This is a genomic window from Saccharomonospora sp. NPDC046836 (assembly GCF_040645195.1).
GTDB lineage: Bacteria > Actinomycetota > Actinomycetes > Mycobacteriales > Pseudonocardiaceae > Prauserella_A.
In genome coordinates, this window is record NZ_JBEYXW010000007.1 from 84,890 (window position 1) to 100,464 (window position 15,575).

Here is a 15,575-nt window from a genome sequence, read left to right on the forward strand (position 1 = left end):
AGGCCTAGCACCCGAGACGGCGGCACAGAGTCGCGGCTCCCGTGCTCTGTTCTTGCTCCCCCAAGAGCCGCACGATCGGCCCATGAGCTGGCGATATACCCCGAACGGCAAGCAGATCGACTTACACGGCGACGCGCCGATCGCAGACGTGCCGGTCACGGAGCTGCCACACGACAGTGCCGATGATGACCAGCCGACCAGCGACAGCGACGACTGATCGCACACGCTGGGGGATCCTGTGACTGTTCGCCTGATCATCGCCAGGCCGCGCTCCGGCGTCGTTGGCGAGACGCGCCGCGTGGTGCACCTGTTCCCCTACCCGGACGCGCCGCCCGAGCAGCTCATGGCCTACTGCGGGGCCACGTTTGGCCCCGGCACGCTCGACCAGCTCGACGGCATCCGCGGCATGCCCTGCGAGCTCTGCCTTGCCCGGCAGCCAGGGCGAGCCGAACTTCCCTGACTCCCGGCCGGAGCAGGTGGCCCCGAACATCGCTCCGGCCGGGGCTCCACCACACGCCCGAAGGAGGACGTGCGATGCGCAAAGCGGTGTGGCACGCCGCGTGCGAAAGCTGCCACCGGCCACTACCGGGCCAGCCGTTCCGCAGCCTCCTCGATCTCCTACTCGTCGCTACGCGGCTCAGCTGGGCTGTTGACCTTCGCCAGCTGCAGCTGGCGTGCCCGCTGTGCTATCGGATCGCGACCTGGTGGCCGGAGCATCGCGGGCTCGTGTAAGTGACTCGATGGTCTCGCCAGGCGGCAGTGTGCCACCACCGTCCAAAAAGGCCTGCCACATCCCAGCGCCGTTCCCCTGGACGCACCAAGCCGCAGACTTGGGGCCCTCGGCGTGGCAGCGCTTGCAGGTGAACATGCGCATGCTGTGGCCGTGGTGCCAGCCCACCCACATACTCCCCGAGGGCCGCACATCATGCCCGCGCGGACACGTCTCCGGGTAGACCGGCGCTACCGACCCGCGGGTACTGCCTGGCTTCCACTGCGCGATGCCGATGACCGGTACGTTCTCCCCGCCGAACTCTCCACGCACCGCATTATTCGAACTTGTGTTCGACTGTTTGTCAACTCGGCGGAGGTCACATTAGGTGGGTCGGCCGCTCCTCGGCCAGCTTCCAACCCCTTGCCCTTGCAGCCGTCTGGCAGTGGGGGCAGGACATGCCCTTCGACGTTGGTACTCACCGGTGTCCGCAACCGCTGTCGCACTCGTAGAACTCGCTCACAGGCGCCCGTTCACCTGGGCGGAACGTGTCGCCTATCTATGCCATGAGCACCGTGTACCACCGCGTCGACGACTCACACCCGCCGCACCTTGCCCGGCTTACGGTCCGGGCGCAGCCCGCGCCACGACGGGTGGCGTAGATAGCCGTCAGTGGTCCACTGCCGGTGCTCGACCTCGCCGACCAGCACCGGCTCGACCCAATGGGACGGACGGGAGTGCACCCGCGGCAGCGGGCCGGCGAACGGGCTCGCTCGCCGCTCCAGCGGCCGGAGTGTCTCGAGCATGTCGGCGAGCGCGGTGTCGGTGAATCCGGTTCCGACGTGCCCGACGTACACCAGCCTGCCCTGATCGTCGTTGACTCCCAGCAGCAGCGCACCGAGGGTGCCGGCACGGCGGCCCTCCCCGGGCACCCACCCACCGACCACCACCTCCTGTGTCAGGCGCAGCGGAGTCTTGATCCAGTCCCGTGAGCGGGCGCCCGGCCGGTAGCGGGAGTCCATGCGCTTCGCAACGACGCCCTCCAGCCCATGCTCCGCGGCGATACGAAGTAGCTCCTGCCCGCCCACACCGAGGTAGTGGTCCGGGGTGCGGAACCGCGGCGGTCGGTCGATCTTCAGCGCGGCGAGTCGCTTCCGGCGCTCTAGGTACGGCTCGCGCAGCAGGCTCGTGTCACCGTGCTGCAGCAGGTCGAACACGTAGAACACGACCGGCACGTCCTTAAGCAGACGAGCGTTCGGCCGGGCAACGTGCATGCGAGCCTGCAGCCGACCGAAATCCGGCCGGCCCGCCTGGTCGAGGGCGACGATCTCGCCGTCGACCAGCACGGTGCGGCGCCGCAACAGCTGGCCGAGCGCCGCGAGCTCCGGGTAGCTGGCGGTGATGTCCCGCTCGTTGCGGGAGTAGGCGCGGACCTCCCCGCCGGCACACGCCAGGATCGCGCGCACGCCGCCCATTTCCACTCGACGCCCACCGCTCACCCACCGGCGGCTCACCGGGCGAGGCGAGCATCGGCGGGATCGGCGTCGGGAGCGACACCCCTTCATGTTCCGCACTGCAACGGCTCAGCGCACCTCGTTGGCGGGGGTTTGACCCGGGGGCGTGCAGGCCTCCCAGCTGCAGCTCCCGGGCCAAGACTGAGAGAAAGGCGGCTCAGGAGACTGGAGCGGCGGCGCTGAGCCGCTCACGCGCGACGGCGTGGTAGTGCTCGGACAGCTCGACGCCGACGAAGGATCGGCCGGCGGCGAGCGCGGCGACGCCGGTCGAGCCGGAGCCGGTGAACGGGTCGAGAATGGTGCCGCTCTCGGGGCTGATCTGGACCAACTCGTCCAGCAAGCCCTCGACGGGCTTCTGGGTGATGTGGCGGCGTTGCCGGCCGCGGGGCTGGCTCGCGCTGAACACCCCCGGTAGGTAGACCTCGCGGGAGGCGTCGAACTTGCCGTTGGTTCCCCACACGATGTACTCGGCAGCGGCCTTGAAGCCACCGCGGCGCGGCCGCGCGATCGGCTTGTGCCACACCAGGGTGCCCTGCCAGGTCCAGCCAGCCACCTGCAGCGCATCGCTGGTGACTTTGTCGACGGCGGTCTGATTACGCCTCTCAGATCCGGTGCGCCCCGGAGTTGTAGGGCGGGGCGAACTTCCCTGCAGGGAACCAGACTGACACTATCCAGGCGAACTTTCCGCCTCGCTGCCGACGAATTCGACACCGGACCAATAAACCGGGGTGAGACTCCGCAGCCTATTCTGGTCATCCCTGATGACGGCAAAGTCACTTCGGTACGGTGCCCCGTCTGAGTTCGTTCCACGCAAATGGAGAACAAGCGCGGGAGCGTAGCCTTTTTCCTGGAAGTAGGTGGAATTAACGATCACGGGCGAATTCGCTCCGGGTTCAGCCCGGTCATCACGGGCGGCCTGTACGGCAATCCGGCAATTAGCCACCGCAGCTGCCACGGACTGACACAGGCCAGCATAGTCACCGGCCTGCGCCAGATCTACCGCCTGGTTCAGCAGTTGCTGGGCCTCTGCGCGCCCAACTGGCCGCTCCTCAGCCGCAACCGAACGACTCTCCCCGGCGAAACTTCCCTGACAACCAGAGGTGAGAATAAGCAAACCGAGCGCAACGGTAGCGCCGAGATTCGCTCTAGCCGCGCTCGACCTAGTGCGCCCAAGCTTAACTATCCCCCACCAAAGGCCTGAACCTTGCACCTCCGAACTGTATCAGTCCAGATTGTGAGCTGTCAAAGAGTTGGCAGCAACCCGCCACGGACCATCCGCGCGTCTGACAGAACGAATACGTGCGCAACCAGAGGCTAGACTGGTGTCACATCCGCACACGGGTCGAGTCCAATTGCCCGACAAATGCCAGCTTCGAATGTCGTTCGACTATACAGGCTAATTGAGTTCGGTTTCGGCTGGTGAAATGCAACCATAAAGGCACTCTCTCGATCCGAAGCGCGCGCCTTTCCGCGCCACGTGTTCATAAATTCGACCTTTTCGCCCTTCTCCATATCTTGTCTTTCACATGCATTGTATGAAGTGGACGCAGAGACAGGACCAACTGTCACGGACAGAGTCTCCGACCGACAGGTTGGCAGATCCAAGTCGGACTTCGGGCTCCAGTCGTTCCAAACTGACGGGCCTGCTCGGTGCATTCCCCCACCACAAGCTGTCACCGCATAGAAATTCTGAGTCGACCTGCAGGTGAGCCAACCCCTGAACACCACATGGTGGTTCAGCGGATCTCCGGCATAGTCCATATTCCCCCATTGCGTGCAAAAGTCGAGCCATGCAATATGAAGTCCTTCCCAGGTTTTCAGAGCACGGGCATCACATCGGGGAGCTTTCCACACAGGCTCTTGCGCGATCGCGTGTTCGCCCGACTTGTCAGAGATTTCCAGACTCGACTGGTACTCGATTACCTCACCGCCGGAGCTTGCAGCTGTTTCTCGAACTTGCAATGACGAGGAACTCTTTTCGGTGATCGAGGTACCCCTGGAGTCTTCCAAGACCACATAGTCCATTGGGTTTAGATCCAGTCCCCACTTATTGTGCACACGCTCCACGAAGTCACGGATACGTGGATCAATATTCTCAGCAACGGACATGCCGGGAAATGAAACCAATAGGAGAACAACCAGGGCGAGCAGCGCGCCAAATCTTCGCTTCATTGTTTGCATTCCTACTCACATGAAAGAGTTGCCGCTGACCTTAAATTGGACAGCGTCAATTGCAATATGAATTCACAAGAGATATTCTTTTGATTCACCCCCAATGTGCGCCACAAGATGCACGTGCCCCAGTCGAATACGTCACTAAAACCAGACCTATCGATCTTATGCGATGTTTGATCAAGACGTAGATCCGCTATCCGGGTGACGACGAAGGGAATGGACTGAATGGAATCAAACATGCGGCGCATCACGCCTACTCCAACCGGAGGCACACTGCTTGCCTGACTGAATCAGAGCTTCGATGCCGCCGAGTCGGTGCTCAACGTCATCAAGCCGCTCCCGCTGGCGCATCTGCTCGACCTCGATCTTGCCGACCCGCAGAATCGTGTCGATCTGCTGGCGGGGTCACTCCGGCAAGCCCGCGAGATCATTTTCAATCGTCTCGGCCTGGTTGGTGCGTTCCGCGAAGTAGCCTTGCGCTGCGGCGACCTCTGACTTGTTTGGATCGCCGTTCATCGCGACGAGGTAAGCAGCCCTGCGGGTCAGTTCGTAGTCCCATGGGCTCGAGGACCTAGGTTACCGGCGTCGGTAAGTTGCTCGACCTGCGCGAACTCGAGGGGTTTAGTCCATTCGCCTTGATCAGAAAGCCTACAACGCGCCTGCGACACAATGCAGCGAACATGCCGTCCGCATCACAGTGTCTGAGTGCACACGAAAGAAGCCCCCGCACGCTCGACCCTGTTGGGAGCGCGCGGGGGCAGGGGCCGCCCTGGGGGTGGCGGCCGTGGTGACGGTACTAGCCCGGATCTTTCGCGTGGCTGTCGTGCTGGCCTGATCGGGTTCGGATTTAGTTTTCGACCGTGTTTTGCGGGTCGGGGGCGTGGTTGGGTGGCCCGTTCAGCGGGTTGCTGCCGGGTTCCCGGTTCGTCCCCTTCCGTGTGCGGTCGTGTGTGGGGCTCCAGTGGCCCGCTTAGCCACGAAACGTCACTGCTCGCCTCGGGCCAGCTCGTCCAAAAGTTGGTCGAGCAGCTGAGCCGCGTCGTGCATGCTGCGGCCGCGTTCGGTGAGCACCTGCTCGCCCCGGTCGTTGACCGTGGTTGTCACCGAATGGCGCAGCTCGCGGGCGAGGGCGAGCAGCACAGTGGCGGGCACAGTGTGCCGGCGTGCCTCGGCGTCGACCATGGGGCGGAGGTGGTCGTGGTCCCATTCCTCGTGGGCGAGGTTTTCGCCATGGTCGGTCGCCGGGTAGCGGTGCTGACCGCGCCAGCCGCAGGTGCAGTGCGCGCGGTGGCCGACGAACTCACGGGTCTCGTAGGTCCAGGTGCCGGTTTCGGTGCCGTCGGGCAGGATTCGCGCGGCGTAGCCTTCGTGCAGGTCGTAGCCGATCTTGTCGGCGTAGGGTCCGCAGTAGACAGTGCCCATCAGGCCGCACCGTCCTGGGGGCTGTCGGTGAAGAGGGTCATCTGGTCCTCGACCGGGCCCCAGGTGGCGAGCTTGGTGTCGCAGCCGGCGGTTCCGCTCGGTCGGCGGCCGCGGGTGCGGGCCGCGCCGGCTTGTTGCCGGACCTGGTTCCATTGGTCAACGTTCATGCCGCACGCGGCGGCGGCGTCTTTGTCGGCGGTCTTCTTGCGCGCCATGGTGTTTTCCTCCGTGGTCAGTGGCTTTTTGGGTTGTCCGCGGCCCTTGGGCCTGCGGGCAGCCCCCGTGCTTTTGGGGGGCCTGCCCGCGGGCGAGGGCGACCACGGCGGCGGAGGCTCGCCAGCAAGGGATCAGGCCAAAAGATCTTGGACGCGCGCTTTTTGCGGCCAAGATGTTTTGGACCCCTTGCTGGCGAGGTGCCGTCGTGGTAACCGGACTTGTGCGCCGCAGACGGGGTGAGTGGCTACGTTTGTCGCGTCCAGAAAGATCAGCGCCGGCCGTAGGTCGGCCCCGTCCCCCGACCGCAGAGGTCGGGTCGCTCTCACCCACGGTGTGACAATCTGGGGCGGCGGGGTTGTCGGTGGTGGGTGGCACCATCGGTGCATGGACCTCACGGCGGCCGATCTGGAGCGGATCCCGGCGCGGAATGTGCGTGTGCCGGTGGTCGAGTTCGCCCGGGTGTGGCTCGCCGCGGAACGCCAGGTGGAGGCAGACCCACAGAGCTGGGCCACCTACGGCGTGGTCGCAACCTGCCGGTGGCTGGCCGGCGCCACAGTCCCGAGCATCGCTGGTGGCCGCGAACTCGCGAGTGCCCCGGTGACCCGGCGTTCCGGGTCCGCCTACGAAGAACTGATCGCCGCGGAGTGCCTGGCCGCGGAGAAGATGCTCTTCCGCCGACCCGTTCCGCCGCGCGTGCTCAGCCAGCCAGGCTGGCTGGAAGCCGTGGTGGCGACGCTGGCATGGGCGTGGCGCCGCACCGGCCCCGCCCCGATCACCGTCCCGGAGACCACGCACGGCTGACTGGCCGGGCTTCATCGCAGCACCGCCGCATCCTCGTCGGCTGTGGCCTGCTGTTCGGCGGCGTAGTCCTCGGCGTGCCGCCGCGCGAGTTCGGCCGCCTCGGCCTGCTCGGCAAGGTGATGCTGGTCGAGTTGCTGGCGCTGCTCGATCTCCAGCAACGCGCGCTGGGCGCGGGCGACGGCGTCGGCGGTTTCCTCGGCGGTGGGCACCCGCACCTCGTCATACTGATCCGGCGCATCCTCGGTCGCGGTGGTGTCTCGGACGTCGTCGACGACGGTTTCCGGGGCGTCGGCGTGGGGCTGCTGCTCGACGGCAGTGATGTCGGCTGCGCGCTGCTCGGCGAGGTCGACCAGGTCGCGCTCGTCGGTGACCTGGCGGTGCTGGTCCTCGACCTGGGCGTCCTCGGCGTGAGCGGCCAGCCATTCCTCTGCTGTGACGACGGGCTCGACCTCGGTGTCGTCGACGTGCCGGGCAGACAGTTCGGCCTTGGCGCGATCGGCGGCGGCGCGGGTTTCGGCGGTGTGGGCCAACCACATCCCCCTGGCCTCGTCGGCGTCGGCGAGCTGGCGGGCGCGCTCGTCGAGCACGGCGGCCAGGGCATCGGCGTCGGCGGCTTCCTGGGCGAGCCGTTCCCGCGCGGCGGCGTCGGTGGCGGCGTCGGCTTCGGCGCGGCGCATGGCGGCGGTCTGGCGCTGTGCTTCGGTGGCCTGGCGGGTGCCGGCGAGTTCGTCGGCGACATAGGCCGGCCCCCACGCCTGTTCGCGCTCGCTGGCGCGGACGCGCATCAGCAGCTGCCCGTCGGACATCTCCAGCTCGTCGCGCCCGGACTCCGGGCGGCCGAGCGCACGCCAGGCGGCCCGCCACGACGCGTACGCTTCGACCTGCCCGGCCTTCGGGGCCGCGCCAAGAGCGGTTTCGGGGTCGTCGTGACCGGCAAGCTCGCGGTGCGCGGCGACGACCCCGACCTTGGCCTTCCACACGTCGAGTGCGTCCGCCTCGGCGGGCGCTGCGCCGAACGCCTCGACGACCCACTGTTCAGGCTGCGCGGCCTGCTCATCAGCCAGGGCGTCGCGCCGCTGATCAGCAGCACCGGCCAGCGACTGCAGGTAGGTATGCCACTGCGGGTCGTCGACCTGGGGCAGCCAGTCGGCGTAGGTGTCGCCGACCGGGTTCAACGTGGTGCTGGCGGTGATGCGGTGGTGCAGCACGTTGGTCAACTGCCGTGCCCCAGTCAGCAGATGGCTGGTCACCGCGTCGGTGAGGACCTGGCGGGGGTCGTGCCCGGCGAGCTCCGCGCGGCGCAGCAAGCGCGACAAGCTCGGTGCGCCGTCCTCGACCGCGATACGGGCTCGCTGCTCGGCGGTGAGGTGCCCGGTGTCGACCAGCTGGTCCAACCACCGGGCGGTGCGCCCAGCAGTCGCCAGCTCGGTCGCATCCCCCAGCAACTCGGCAGGGGTACGAATCGCCTCGCTTTCCTGGGCGGACTCGGTCGCCGCGGCCAGCGCGGACCGCTGTGGGTCGGCACCCTGGAATGCGCCGGCGAGCACGGCGGCGGGCGTGCGATGGATCGCGTCGAGTGCGGCGCCGTCGGGGGCGTCGGCGGGCACGGCGCGGGTGGTGACGTGGGCGGTATTGCCGTGCCGGCCGCGGCTCATGCCGACGTAGAGGGCTTCCGCGCTGGTGTTCGGAGTGATGACGGTGTGGCTGCGGTCCACCGTGAGGCCCTGGCCACTGTGGACAGTGGAGGCGTAGCCCAAGGCGACATGGGCGGCCACGTAGTCGCCGGGCAGGGTCATGCGCTCCCCCAGCTGCTCCCCCTCGGCTCCGCGGCCGAGGATGGGCGCGACGATCAGGCCGCCGTCGGCGCGGGTGTCGAGCACGCGGTACTGCTCGCGGTTGATCGGGCCACGCCGGTTGCCCTCGTACCCGGCGAGGTCCCACCCGTTGAGCCGGGCTTGGATGAGGTCGCCGACTCCGGCGTAGGTGCCCTGCAACCCCAGCGGCACCCCCTCCTCGGCGACCTTGCCCAGTCGCACCAGCTCCGCGCGCAGGTCGGCCGAGAGGCGGGCGGCTTGCTCGTTGGTGTCGACGATGAGCAGGGCGTGCTGCCCGTCGAGGGTGTCCGCGAGCCAGGCGCGGGCGGCGGAGGCTTCGGCCTGGTCGAGGGTGCCGCCGTCGAGCAGGCGCCCGTGTTTGTGGTAGTCGGCGAGCACGGTCTCGTCGCCGTCGCGCAGGCGCAGGGAGGCGGCGCGTTCCCACTCGGCGGCGAACCGGCGGGCCTCCACGAGCTCGTAGCTCGCGCCGGCCTCGGCCATGAGGTGCATGCCGCCGCCGGCGCCGACGGCGGCGAGCTGCCGGTGATCTCCGGTGAGCAGTAGCTTGGCTCCGGCGGCGGTGACGTGCTGGTGGATCGCCGCGAGGTCGGCGGTGTTGGCCATCGCCGACTCGTCGACCACCACCAGATCACCGGCGGCCAGCCGCCACGCTTGGTCCTCGGGTGCGCGGCCGCCGTCGGCGAGGCGCCGCTGCGCACCGAGCCATTGGGCGATGTTGCGGGCGGTGAGTCCTTCTCCGGTGAGGACGTCGGTGGCGATCTGGCTGGCCGCCAAACCCACAACCTTGCGCTGCTGGCCGTCCCACAGGGTGGGGTCCTGCCACGCCTTGGCCAGCGTGCCGACCACAAAGGACTTTCCCGTCCCCGCGGGGCCGACGAGGGATTCCACGCTGGCGCCGGAGGACAGCACGCCGCGCACGGCGGCGGCCTGGTCGGCACCCAGTTCGATCCCGGACTCGGCGAGAGCGGCCACGAACCGCTCGCCGCTGCTTGGCGCGAGCGCGGGCGCCTCGGCGCGGGCGGTCGAGGCGACCAGGGCGCGTTCGGTGTGGACGTGGTCCGGGGTGGCGTACAGTCGCCGGCCCGGCGCTTCATACGCCGAGGCCCCGTTGGCCAACTTGAGCTCGTCCGGAAGTTCGCTCGCACCGGGGCGTTCGGCGTCCAACGGCACGGCGAGCTGCACGCCCTGTTCAGTCAGGGTGTCCAGCAGGCGGGCCATGTCCGGGCCGGCGAGCTCGCCCAGCTGGTCGGGCAGGGCGTCGCTGATCGCCCTGGTCAGGTCGGGTGCGGTCCAGCCGGCCTTCTTGGACTGCACATCAGCGAGCGCGGTAGCGAGCACCTCGCTCGGTGACCAGGCCACCGGCTCGGCCTGCTCGGTGGTCTGGTGCAGGACGTCGCTGGCGACCTGGGCCAGGCCGCCGGCGACCTCGGCGCGCAGCTGGCGGTCCCACCGCTCCAGGCGGGCCTCGACGGTCTCGCCGTCGTGGGATTTGGCGTTGCGGGTGGCGAAGGTGGCTTGGCGCTGCAGCCGGTCCAGCTCCAAGCTGTTCGGTTCCCGTCCAAACTTGGTTTCGAACGCCTCGACCAGCTCGCGGGTGCGGGCGGTGATCGCCCGCCGGCGGGAGCTGAACAGCTCCATCACCTCGGGGCTGATCCCGACGATCTCGCGGGCCTTGCCATCCGGGCGGGCGGCGAACCGCACCCCCAGCGCGCGGGCAAGGTGCTCCTCGGTGGTGCGCTCCCCCACCGCGGCGGCGGCGCCGCGGAACTTGTGGACCGCGCGCGAGTCCAGCGTGCGCCACTGTCCGTCGGCGCCCTCAACGCGGTTGAGGATGGCGTTGTGGATGTGCAGCTGCGGATCGTGGTTGCGGGAGTCGTGCTGGAAGAACGACGCCACCACCAACTCATGCGCGTCGATGAACCGCCCGGCGGCGCCGCCGTGGTGCCCGATCCGGGAGTAGCCGGCGTGCTCGGCCAGGTAGTCCAGTGCCGCCCGGTTGCCGGCCCAGATGGCGTCTTCGACCGCGTCGCGGTGCGCGCGCCATGACTCCGCGGCGCGCAGCGCCTCGTCCCGCTGGCGCTGCAGCTCGTCGACCGCGCCCGGCTCAGCGGCGGCGAGTGCGGCAGCCGTTTGTTCGGCGGCGCGTTCAGCGGCGACCTGTTGGGCCTCGAACGCGGTGTGCAGGACGGTCACCGACTTCTGAACGCTGAACGTGGCGTCCAAAAAGGCCACGTTCTTTTGGGCGCGCTTGCCCGCGTCCAACCGGAGTTCAGCCCGGCGTTCAGGGCTGGCGTCCGGCTCCCGCTCCAACGCGGCCGCGTACAACTCGTCCTCGGTCTGGTACCGGCGTCCGGTGTGGCCCAAAGTGGACGCCTCCGCCCACCGTTGCGGGTCGTTGAACGCTGGGTCACGCGGGTCCACGAACCGTTCGTAGAGCGCGGTCATGTCCTGCTCGTCGACCAGCCCCGTGAGGCCGAGTTTCTCCGCGCCGGCGCCGTACCAGCGGCCCGGCGGCTCCCCCGCCGCGACCGCGCCCGTGTAGTAGTTCTCCCGCCCGGCGGCGACCTCCTTTGTGAGGTACTCGACCGAATATCCCGTGGAAATCGTCAGCACCACAACCACCCCACCAAGATCAACGCGCCAGCGTTGAAGATCAACAACGCGGGTCGCGTCCCGGGCGCCGGCCACGGCGCACCGGACCATCGGATCGTGATGCCTAGGTGTGCTCCTTCTCTTTGAGCGTCAACTGGTGTCGTCGTCGTGGTGACTGTGCTGCTGTGGTGAGTCGTGGTCATGGTCGTGCTGCTGGAAAGAGTTCTGGTGACTGCTGGAGTCGTGGGTGTGGTGGTTGGCCTCATGAGGTGGCCTCCTGCTGGTCGTGCTTGTGGACCAGGTGAAGGGGTGTGGGCTTCTGGCGCAGGGCCTTGAGGGCCTCGCCTGCGGTGCCTCGGGAAACCTCGGCGAGTTCCATGAGCTGGGTGACGGTCGGCAGGGCGTCGTGCTCGGCGGCGTAGCGCTGGGCGGCCTGGTCGGCGCGGTCACGCGCCGGGGACTGCACCCGCTTGTCGGCCACCGGCCGAACCGGACTGGACGGGCCCGGCTGAACACCTGTCCGGGAATCCCGCGCGGCCTCGACCGGACGCGGAGCTTGAACAGGCTGAACAGGCTCTCGCTGAACACGCGGCTGAACAGCCGACGCCTGAACAGCGACGGGCTGAACGGCGGGCAGCTGAACAGTCGGCCGGTCCCCCGTGTCGTGCGCCTCCCGCACTGCAGAGGCAGGGAGGGCTGAACGCTCCTCGTCGTCCGCCGCGCCTGGGGCGGCGTTGTCGGACGGGCGGTCGGCGGCGATCAGAAACAGCAGGTGCGCCACGATCGCGGCAGCGATCGCCGGCCACGCCCCCACCCCGAACCGCAGCAGCGCCGAGGCGTCGCCGACGCCACCGGCCAGGTAGCTGGCTTGGGCAAGGCCGGACAGCCCGGCGGCGAGTACCACCACCGCCCACGCGTAGCGGCGGCCCGGCCCGTGCAGCTGCGCCGTGGCCACGTAGGCGACCAACGCCAGACCGTCGGTGATCAGCGGGTACAACCATGCGATCACGGCCGGCACCTCCGCAGCCGCGGCGACCTCGTACAGGCCGTGCGCGGTCGCTACGCCGGCGCCCAGCGCCACCAGCAGGCCGGGCAGCCACAGGCCCCAGACGGCCCAGCGGGGCCGCTTGTTCACGGTGCGATCCATCAGGCGGCGTCCTTTCCGTGATCACGCAGCCGGGGTGCGGGCTCGGCGGCGGGCAGGTTGGGCACGGCACGCCCGGCGCGCTTGGCCGCATACATCGCGGTGTCGGCGGCGTGCAGCAGCTCGGCCAGCGGCGCCCTGGCTGGGCCGGTGGCGTGGCCGACGCTGGCGGTCATCACCAGCTCGTGCCCGGCCACGACCACCGGGCGGGACAGCTCAGCCGCGACCTCGACGGCGCGGCGAGCTGCCTCGTCGGACCGGGCGGCGCCGAGCCACACGGCGAACTCGTCACCGTGCAGGCGGATCGCGGTCTCGCGTCGATCGGTCGCGTGGGCCAACCGGTCGGCGAACGCGGTCAGCAGTTCGTCTCCGACGCGGTGGCCGTAGGTGTCGTTGACCTGCTTGAACCGGTCGACGTCCAGCAGCAGCACGCCGACGGTCGCGCGGCGACGTCGGGCGCGGGCGGCGAGGCGTTCCAGTCGGCCCCGGTTGGGCAACCCAGTCAGCTGATCGAACGCGGCTTGCCGCCACCAGTGGCGGGCGACAACCGACGGGATCAGCCACCCGCATACGGCCAGGACGGTGAGTGCCCCGATCATCGCCGGCCACCTCCCGGACGGCGGTGCGCGGCGGCCGCGGCGGCGAGCTGGTCGTCGTCGGGCTCGGGCGGGATCTCATCGCGCCGGGTGGCCCACCACTCGGCGATCGGGGCCATGGCCTCGGCCAGCGGGACGACCGGGCCGCTGGTGTGGCGGTTTCCGCGGGGCTGGTGGTTTTCCAGCGAGCAGTTGCCGGCCAGGGCTTTGATCCGGCGGACCACGCCGGGGCGGTAGCGGTCGTGCCAGTCGCCGGCGCGGGCGACGGTGGCCTTCTCGTCGCGGTAGGCGGCCAACCACGCGTACATGAGCCACAGCAGTTCCTCGACCACGTCGGGGTGCCACAGCCAGCACTCCGGCAGGTGTTGCGCGGCGTCGGTGTAGCGCAGGAACACCTCCCGCATCCAGCCGGTCAGGTCCTCCAGCACCGACCGCACGGCACCCGGATCGGCGGGCAGGTCCAACCAGGACGGTGCTCCCTGCGCCGACGGCCCGCCGGCGGCCTGGCTGGCGGCGAGGTCCCGCACGACGCGGGCAAGGTCGTCGATCTGCCGCGACAACGCGGTGACCGGCTCGACTGCCTTGCGCAGCGCCTCCACCTCCCGCGCCAGCCCAGCCACTGCCGACGCGCTGGCGTAGGTCTGGTCCTTGTTGGCGGGGTCGTTGTGGTTCATCGCGACCACCGCCCGTCGGCGTCAACCCACCGGCCAGGGGCCGAATGGGAGGAGGTGTCGTGGTCGTGGGCGCGGCGCTGCCGGCGTTCCAGGCGCATCGCCGCGCTGTCAACGGCTCCGGCAAAACGCTCCACCGCCCGGTCGCGAACCGCGGTCCAGCGCTCGAGCCGGTCGGCCCAGATCGTGGCGCGGCGGGCGGCCTTGACGTCGCGGCGTTTCCACGCCATCTGCACCCGACCCACTGCCGGCGCCAAACCGCGGCGGACGATCACCACCCGGCCGGCGGGGAGCTGCGCGAACTGCCCCGGCGAGAGCACCGGCACCCGGCGGGTGGTCATCGATGTGACCCTGCCGTCCATGTCCCGGGTTTCGACGTGCTCGTCCCGCTCCCCCGTCAACGTGGAGTAGGCGTTGAGGTCGTCGGCATCGCGCGTGCCGCCGAAGATCAGCACCGTGGCGGCGTTGTTCAGGATCGCCCCGGCGCCGGTGTCGCCCCACCGCTGGCGCAGCTGCGCGCGGGACTGGGCGGCGATGTGGATGGTCACGTTGCGGCCACCCATGTCCGCGGTCCAGTTGTCCAACGGCAACGGGCAGATCAGCGCCGCCTCATCCAGCGCCAGCGTCAACGGCGGATCCAGCCGCCCGGCCGGCTGGGAACCGGCGATGCGGCGGGCCTCCCGCGCGATGTGTCCCGTCAACGCTGTGACCAGCGGGGCGACCTGGGCGTCCTCGGCGCCCAGCATGTACACCGTCCCCCGCGACTCCAGCAGCTCGACGACGTCGAACGACCCGGACTCCGCGGCTGCGGCGGCCTTCGCGTCGGTCAGCCAGCCGAGGGCGGGCATGATCGTGGCGCAGATCGACGAGCGGGTGCGCTCGTTCGTGCCCAAAAACTGCAGAGCATCCGACTCATAGGCCGGTTCCGGTGAGCGGCGCAGGAACCGCTGCACCTCATTCGCCGCACTGTCCGGATCGGCCACCCACGCCAGAACGTCCCGCATCGTGGCCCCACCGAGGGCTGCGGCGTGCAGCAGGGCGGCCAGCACCCGGCGGGCCTGCCCCGCCCAGTACTCCCGGTCCCCACCCTCGCCCGGCGAGGACACCCCGGCGATCAGATCCGCGGCGCGGCTGGTCGCCACCGCCGGCGCCTCGCAGCCGGACAGCGGGTCGAACGTGATCGTCGACGGCAGCGCGCCGTCGCCGACGTCGCTGGGATTGAAGATGTGCACCGGACCGCGCTGGCGCCGCACCGGGCCCGTGATGTCCACCAGATCGGTGCGGGTGCTGGTGGCGATCACCGCGCCGGGGGCGTCCAGAATCCGGCCGGCGAGCTCGCCGGTCTTACCGGTGCGGGGGCCGCCCAGGCGCAGGGTGACGTCTTCGACCGTCGACCACACCCACAACCCACCAACACGGGCCACTGGGGTCGCCATCTCCCGGGTCGGCACCCGCAGCCGCTGCCACGACGTGAGGTTGCGCAGGCTCGGCCGCAGCACGGTCGCCTTGCGGCGCACCGCGAACCGCGACGCCACCCGCAGAATCGACCACCACGACGCCACACCGTCGTTGCGGCGCGACCGCCGCGACCAGCGGTTCACCAGACCGGCCGAACCACCGCGCTGCCGCGACCACACCAGCCCCGCACCGCCCAGCAGCAGCGCGCCAGAGCCGATGGCCCACGGCCAGTACGACTGGCCTGGCGTGGCCTCCGGCACCCAGCCGGCGAACCACACACCCAGCCCGGTCAGCCCGGCTCCGGTGAGCGCCACCCGGGGCAGCGCCTGGTTCCTGATCGAGGCCACGGCGCTAGCGAGAAGAACAAGGACACCCCCGGTGATCGGCCAAGGCCAGTAGATCGCGACCTCGTTCGACGTCCCCCGTATCAGCAACCCGACGG

Annotated in this window: 14 protein-coding genes and 1 pseudogene; 5 read left to right on the forward strand and 10 right to left on the reverse strand. The window is 69.3% G+C overall.

Going from position 1 to position 15,575, the window contains the following annotated elements; translation table 11 throughout:
* Positions 1 to 82 precede the first annotated feature (82 nt).
* The 3 genes from ABZ863_RS11660 to ABZ863_RS11670 all read left to right on the forward strand — a co-directional run bounded on the left by ABZ863_RS11660 (position 83) and on the right by ABZ863_RS11670 (position 732).
* Positions 83 to 217 (forward strand): hypothetical protein, encoded by a 135-nt coding sequence (locus ABZ863_RS11660; protein WP_358534153.1) that lies wholly within the window; start codon positions 83 to 85, stop codon positions 215 to 217.
* Positions 218 to 238: 21 nt separating this feature from the next.
* Positions 239 to 460 carry a hypothetical protein gene (locus tag ABZ863_RS11665; protein ID WP_358534156.1) on the forward strand — a complete coding sequence of 74 codons (222 nt, stop codon included), beginning with the start codon at positions 239 to 241 and terminating at the stop codon, positions 458 to 460.
* Positions 461 to 534: 74 nt separating this feature from the next.
* Positions 535 to 732 (forward strand): hypothetical protein, encoded by a 198-nt coding sequence (locus tag ABZ863_RS11670; protein WP_358534159.1) that lies wholly within the window; start codon positions 535 to 537, stop codon positions 730 to 732.
* A 573-nt stretch (positions 733 to 1,305) separates the two neighbouring features.
* On the opposite strand, the pseudogene ligD reads toward ABZ863_RS11670, so the two are convergent.
* The 3 genes and pseudogenes from ligD to ABZ863_RS11685 form a co-directional block, all read right to left on the reverse strand.
* Positions 1,306 to 2,239 (reverse strand): annotated as a pseudogene (ligD, locus tag ABZ863_RS11675) (non-homologous end-joining DNA ligase).
* 141 nt (positions 2,240 to 2,380) lie between these two features.
* Positions 2,381 to 2,875 carry a site-specific DNA-methyltransferase gene (locus ABZ863_RS11680; RefSeq protein WP_358534393.1) on the reverse strand — a complete coding sequence of 165 codons (495 nt, stop codon included), beginning with the start codon at positions 2,873 to 2,875 and terminating at the stop codon, positions 2,381 to 2,383.
* A 662-nt stretch (positions 2,876 to 3,537) separates the two neighbouring features.
* The gene (locus ABZ863_RS11685; protein WP_358534162.1) at positions 3,538 to 4,395 is read right to left on the reverse strand and encodes a hypothetical protein; all 858 of its coding nucleotides are present in this window, start codon (positions 4,393 to 4,395) and stop codon (positions 3,538 to 3,540) included.
* Positions 4,396 to 4,713: 318 nt separating this feature from the next.
* On the opposite strand from ABZ863_RS11685, the gene ABZ863_RS11690 reads away from it, so the two are divergent.
* Positions 4,714 to 4,893, forward strand: a complete 180-nt coding sequence (locus tag ABZ863_RS11690) for a hypothetical protein (RefSeq protein ID WP_358534165.1) — start codon at positions 4,714 to 4,716, stop codon at positions 4,891 to 4,893.
* A gap of 489 nt (positions 4,894 to 5,382) precedes the next feature.
* Here the strand turns inward: ABZ863_RS11690 and ABZ863_RS11695 are convergent, their stop codons facing one another.
* Together ABZ863_RS11695 and ABZ863_RS11700 are read right to left on the reverse strand one after the other, a co-directional pair.
* The gene (locus ABZ863_RS11695) at positions 5,383 to 5,820 is read right to left on the reverse strand and encodes a hypothetical protein (protein WP_358534168.1); all 438 of its coding nucleotides are present in this window, start codon (positions 5,818 to 5,820) and stop codon (positions 5,383 to 5,385) included.
* The gene (locus tag ABZ863_RS11700) at positions 5,820 to 6,035 is read right to left on the reverse strand and encodes a hypothetical protein (protein WP_358534171.1); all 216 of its coding nucleotides are present in this window, start codon (positions 6,033 to 6,035) and stop codon (positions 5,820 to 5,822) included. The genes ABZ863_RS11695 and ABZ863_RS11700 overlap by 1 nt, the downstream gene beginning before the upstream one ends.
* A gap of 385 nt (positions 6,036 to 6,420) precedes the next feature.
* Here ABZ863_RS11700 and ABZ863_RS11705 point away from each other — a divergent pair, with 385 nt between their 5' ends.
* Complete coding sequence (locus tag ABZ863_RS11705; protein WP_358534174.1) at positions 6,421 to 6,837, forward strand: hypothetical protein; 417 nt, start codon at positions 6,421 to 6,423, stop codon at positions 6,835 to 6,837.
* Between the two features lie 11 nt (positions 6,838 to 6,848).
* Here the strand turns inward: ABZ863_RS11705 and mobF are convergent, their stop codons facing one another.
* The 5 genes from mobF to ABZ863_RS11730 form a co-directional block, all read right to left on the reverse strand.
* Entirely contained in the window at positions 6,849 to 11,285 is a 4,437-nt protein-coding gene (gene mobF / locus ABZ863_RS11710) for a MobF family relaxase (RefSeq protein ID WP_358534177.1), read from the reverse strand.
* 241 nt (positions 11,286 to 11,526) lie between these two features.
* On the reverse strand, positions 11,527 to 12,411 hold the full coding sequence (locus ABZ863_RS11715) for a hypothetical protein (protein ID WP_358534180.1): 885 nt from the start codon (positions 12,409 to 12,411) through the stop codon (positions 11,527 to 11,529).
* The gene (locus ABZ863_RS11720; protein WP_358534183.1) at positions 12,411 to 13,007 is read right to left on the reverse strand and encodes a GGDEF domain-containing protein; all 597 of its coding nucleotides are present in this window, start codon (positions 13,005 to 13,007) and stop codon (positions 12,411 to 12,413) included. Before ABZ863_RS11720 ends, ABZ863_RS11715 begins: the two co-directional genes overlap by 1 nt.
* On the reverse strand, positions 13,004 to 13,678 hold the full coding sequence (locus tag ABZ863_RS11725) for a hypothetical protein (protein WP_358534186.1): 675 nt from the start codon (positions 13,676 to 13,678) through the stop codon (positions 13,004 to 13,006). Before ABZ863_RS11725 ends, ABZ863_RS11720 begins: the two co-directional genes overlap by 4 nt.
* Complete coding sequence (locus ABZ863_RS11730; protein WP_358534189.1) at positions 13,675 to 15,480, reverse strand: TraM recognition domain-containing protein; 1,806 nt, start codon at positions 15,478 to 15,480, stop codon at positions 13,675 to 13,677. The genes ABZ863_RS11725 and ABZ863_RS11730 overlap by 4 nt, the downstream gene beginning before the upstream one ends.
* Between the last annotated feature and the right edge of the window lie 95 nt (positions 15,481 to 15,575).

Bases quoted from the DNA above. Each gene is read 5' to 3' on its own strand.
- ABZ863_RS11725 (WP_358534186.1), bottom strand. From the start codon at position 13,678: ATGAACCACAACGACCCCGCCAACAAGGACCAGACCTACGCCAGCGCG.
- ABZ863_RS11670 (WP_358534159.1), top strand. From the start codon at position 535: ATGCGCAAAGCGGTGTGGCACGCCGCGTGCGAAAGCTGCCACCGGCCA.
- ABZ863_RS11720 (WP_358534183.1), bottom strand. From the start codon at position 13,007: ATGATCGGGGCACTCACCGTCCTGGCCGTATGCGGGTGGCTGATCCCG.
- ABZ863_RS11685 (WP_358534162.1), bottom strand. From the start codon at position 4,395: ATGAAGCGAAGATTTGGCGCGCTGCTCGCCCTGGTTGTTCTCCTATTG.
- ABZ863_RS11700 (WP_358534171.1), bottom strand. From the start codon at position 6,035: ATGGCGCGCAAGAAGACCGCCGACAAAGACGCCGCCGCCGCGTGCGGC.
- ABZ863_RS11705 (WP_358534174.1), top strand. From the start codon at position 6,421: ATGGACCTCACGGCGGCCGATCTGGAGCGGATCCCGGCGCGGAATGTG.
- ABZ863_RS11660 (WP_358534153.1), top strand. From the start codon at position 83: ATGAGCTGGCGATATACCCCGAACGGCAAGCAGATCGACTTACACGGC.
- ABZ863_RS11695 (WP_358534168.1), bottom strand. From the start codon at position 5,820: ATGGGCACTGTCTACTGCGGACCCTACGCCGACAAGATCGGCTACGAC.
- ABZ863_RS11715 (WP_358534180.1), bottom strand. From the start codon at position 12,411: ATGGATCGCACCGTGAACAAGCGGCCCCGCTGGGCCGTCTGGGGCCTG.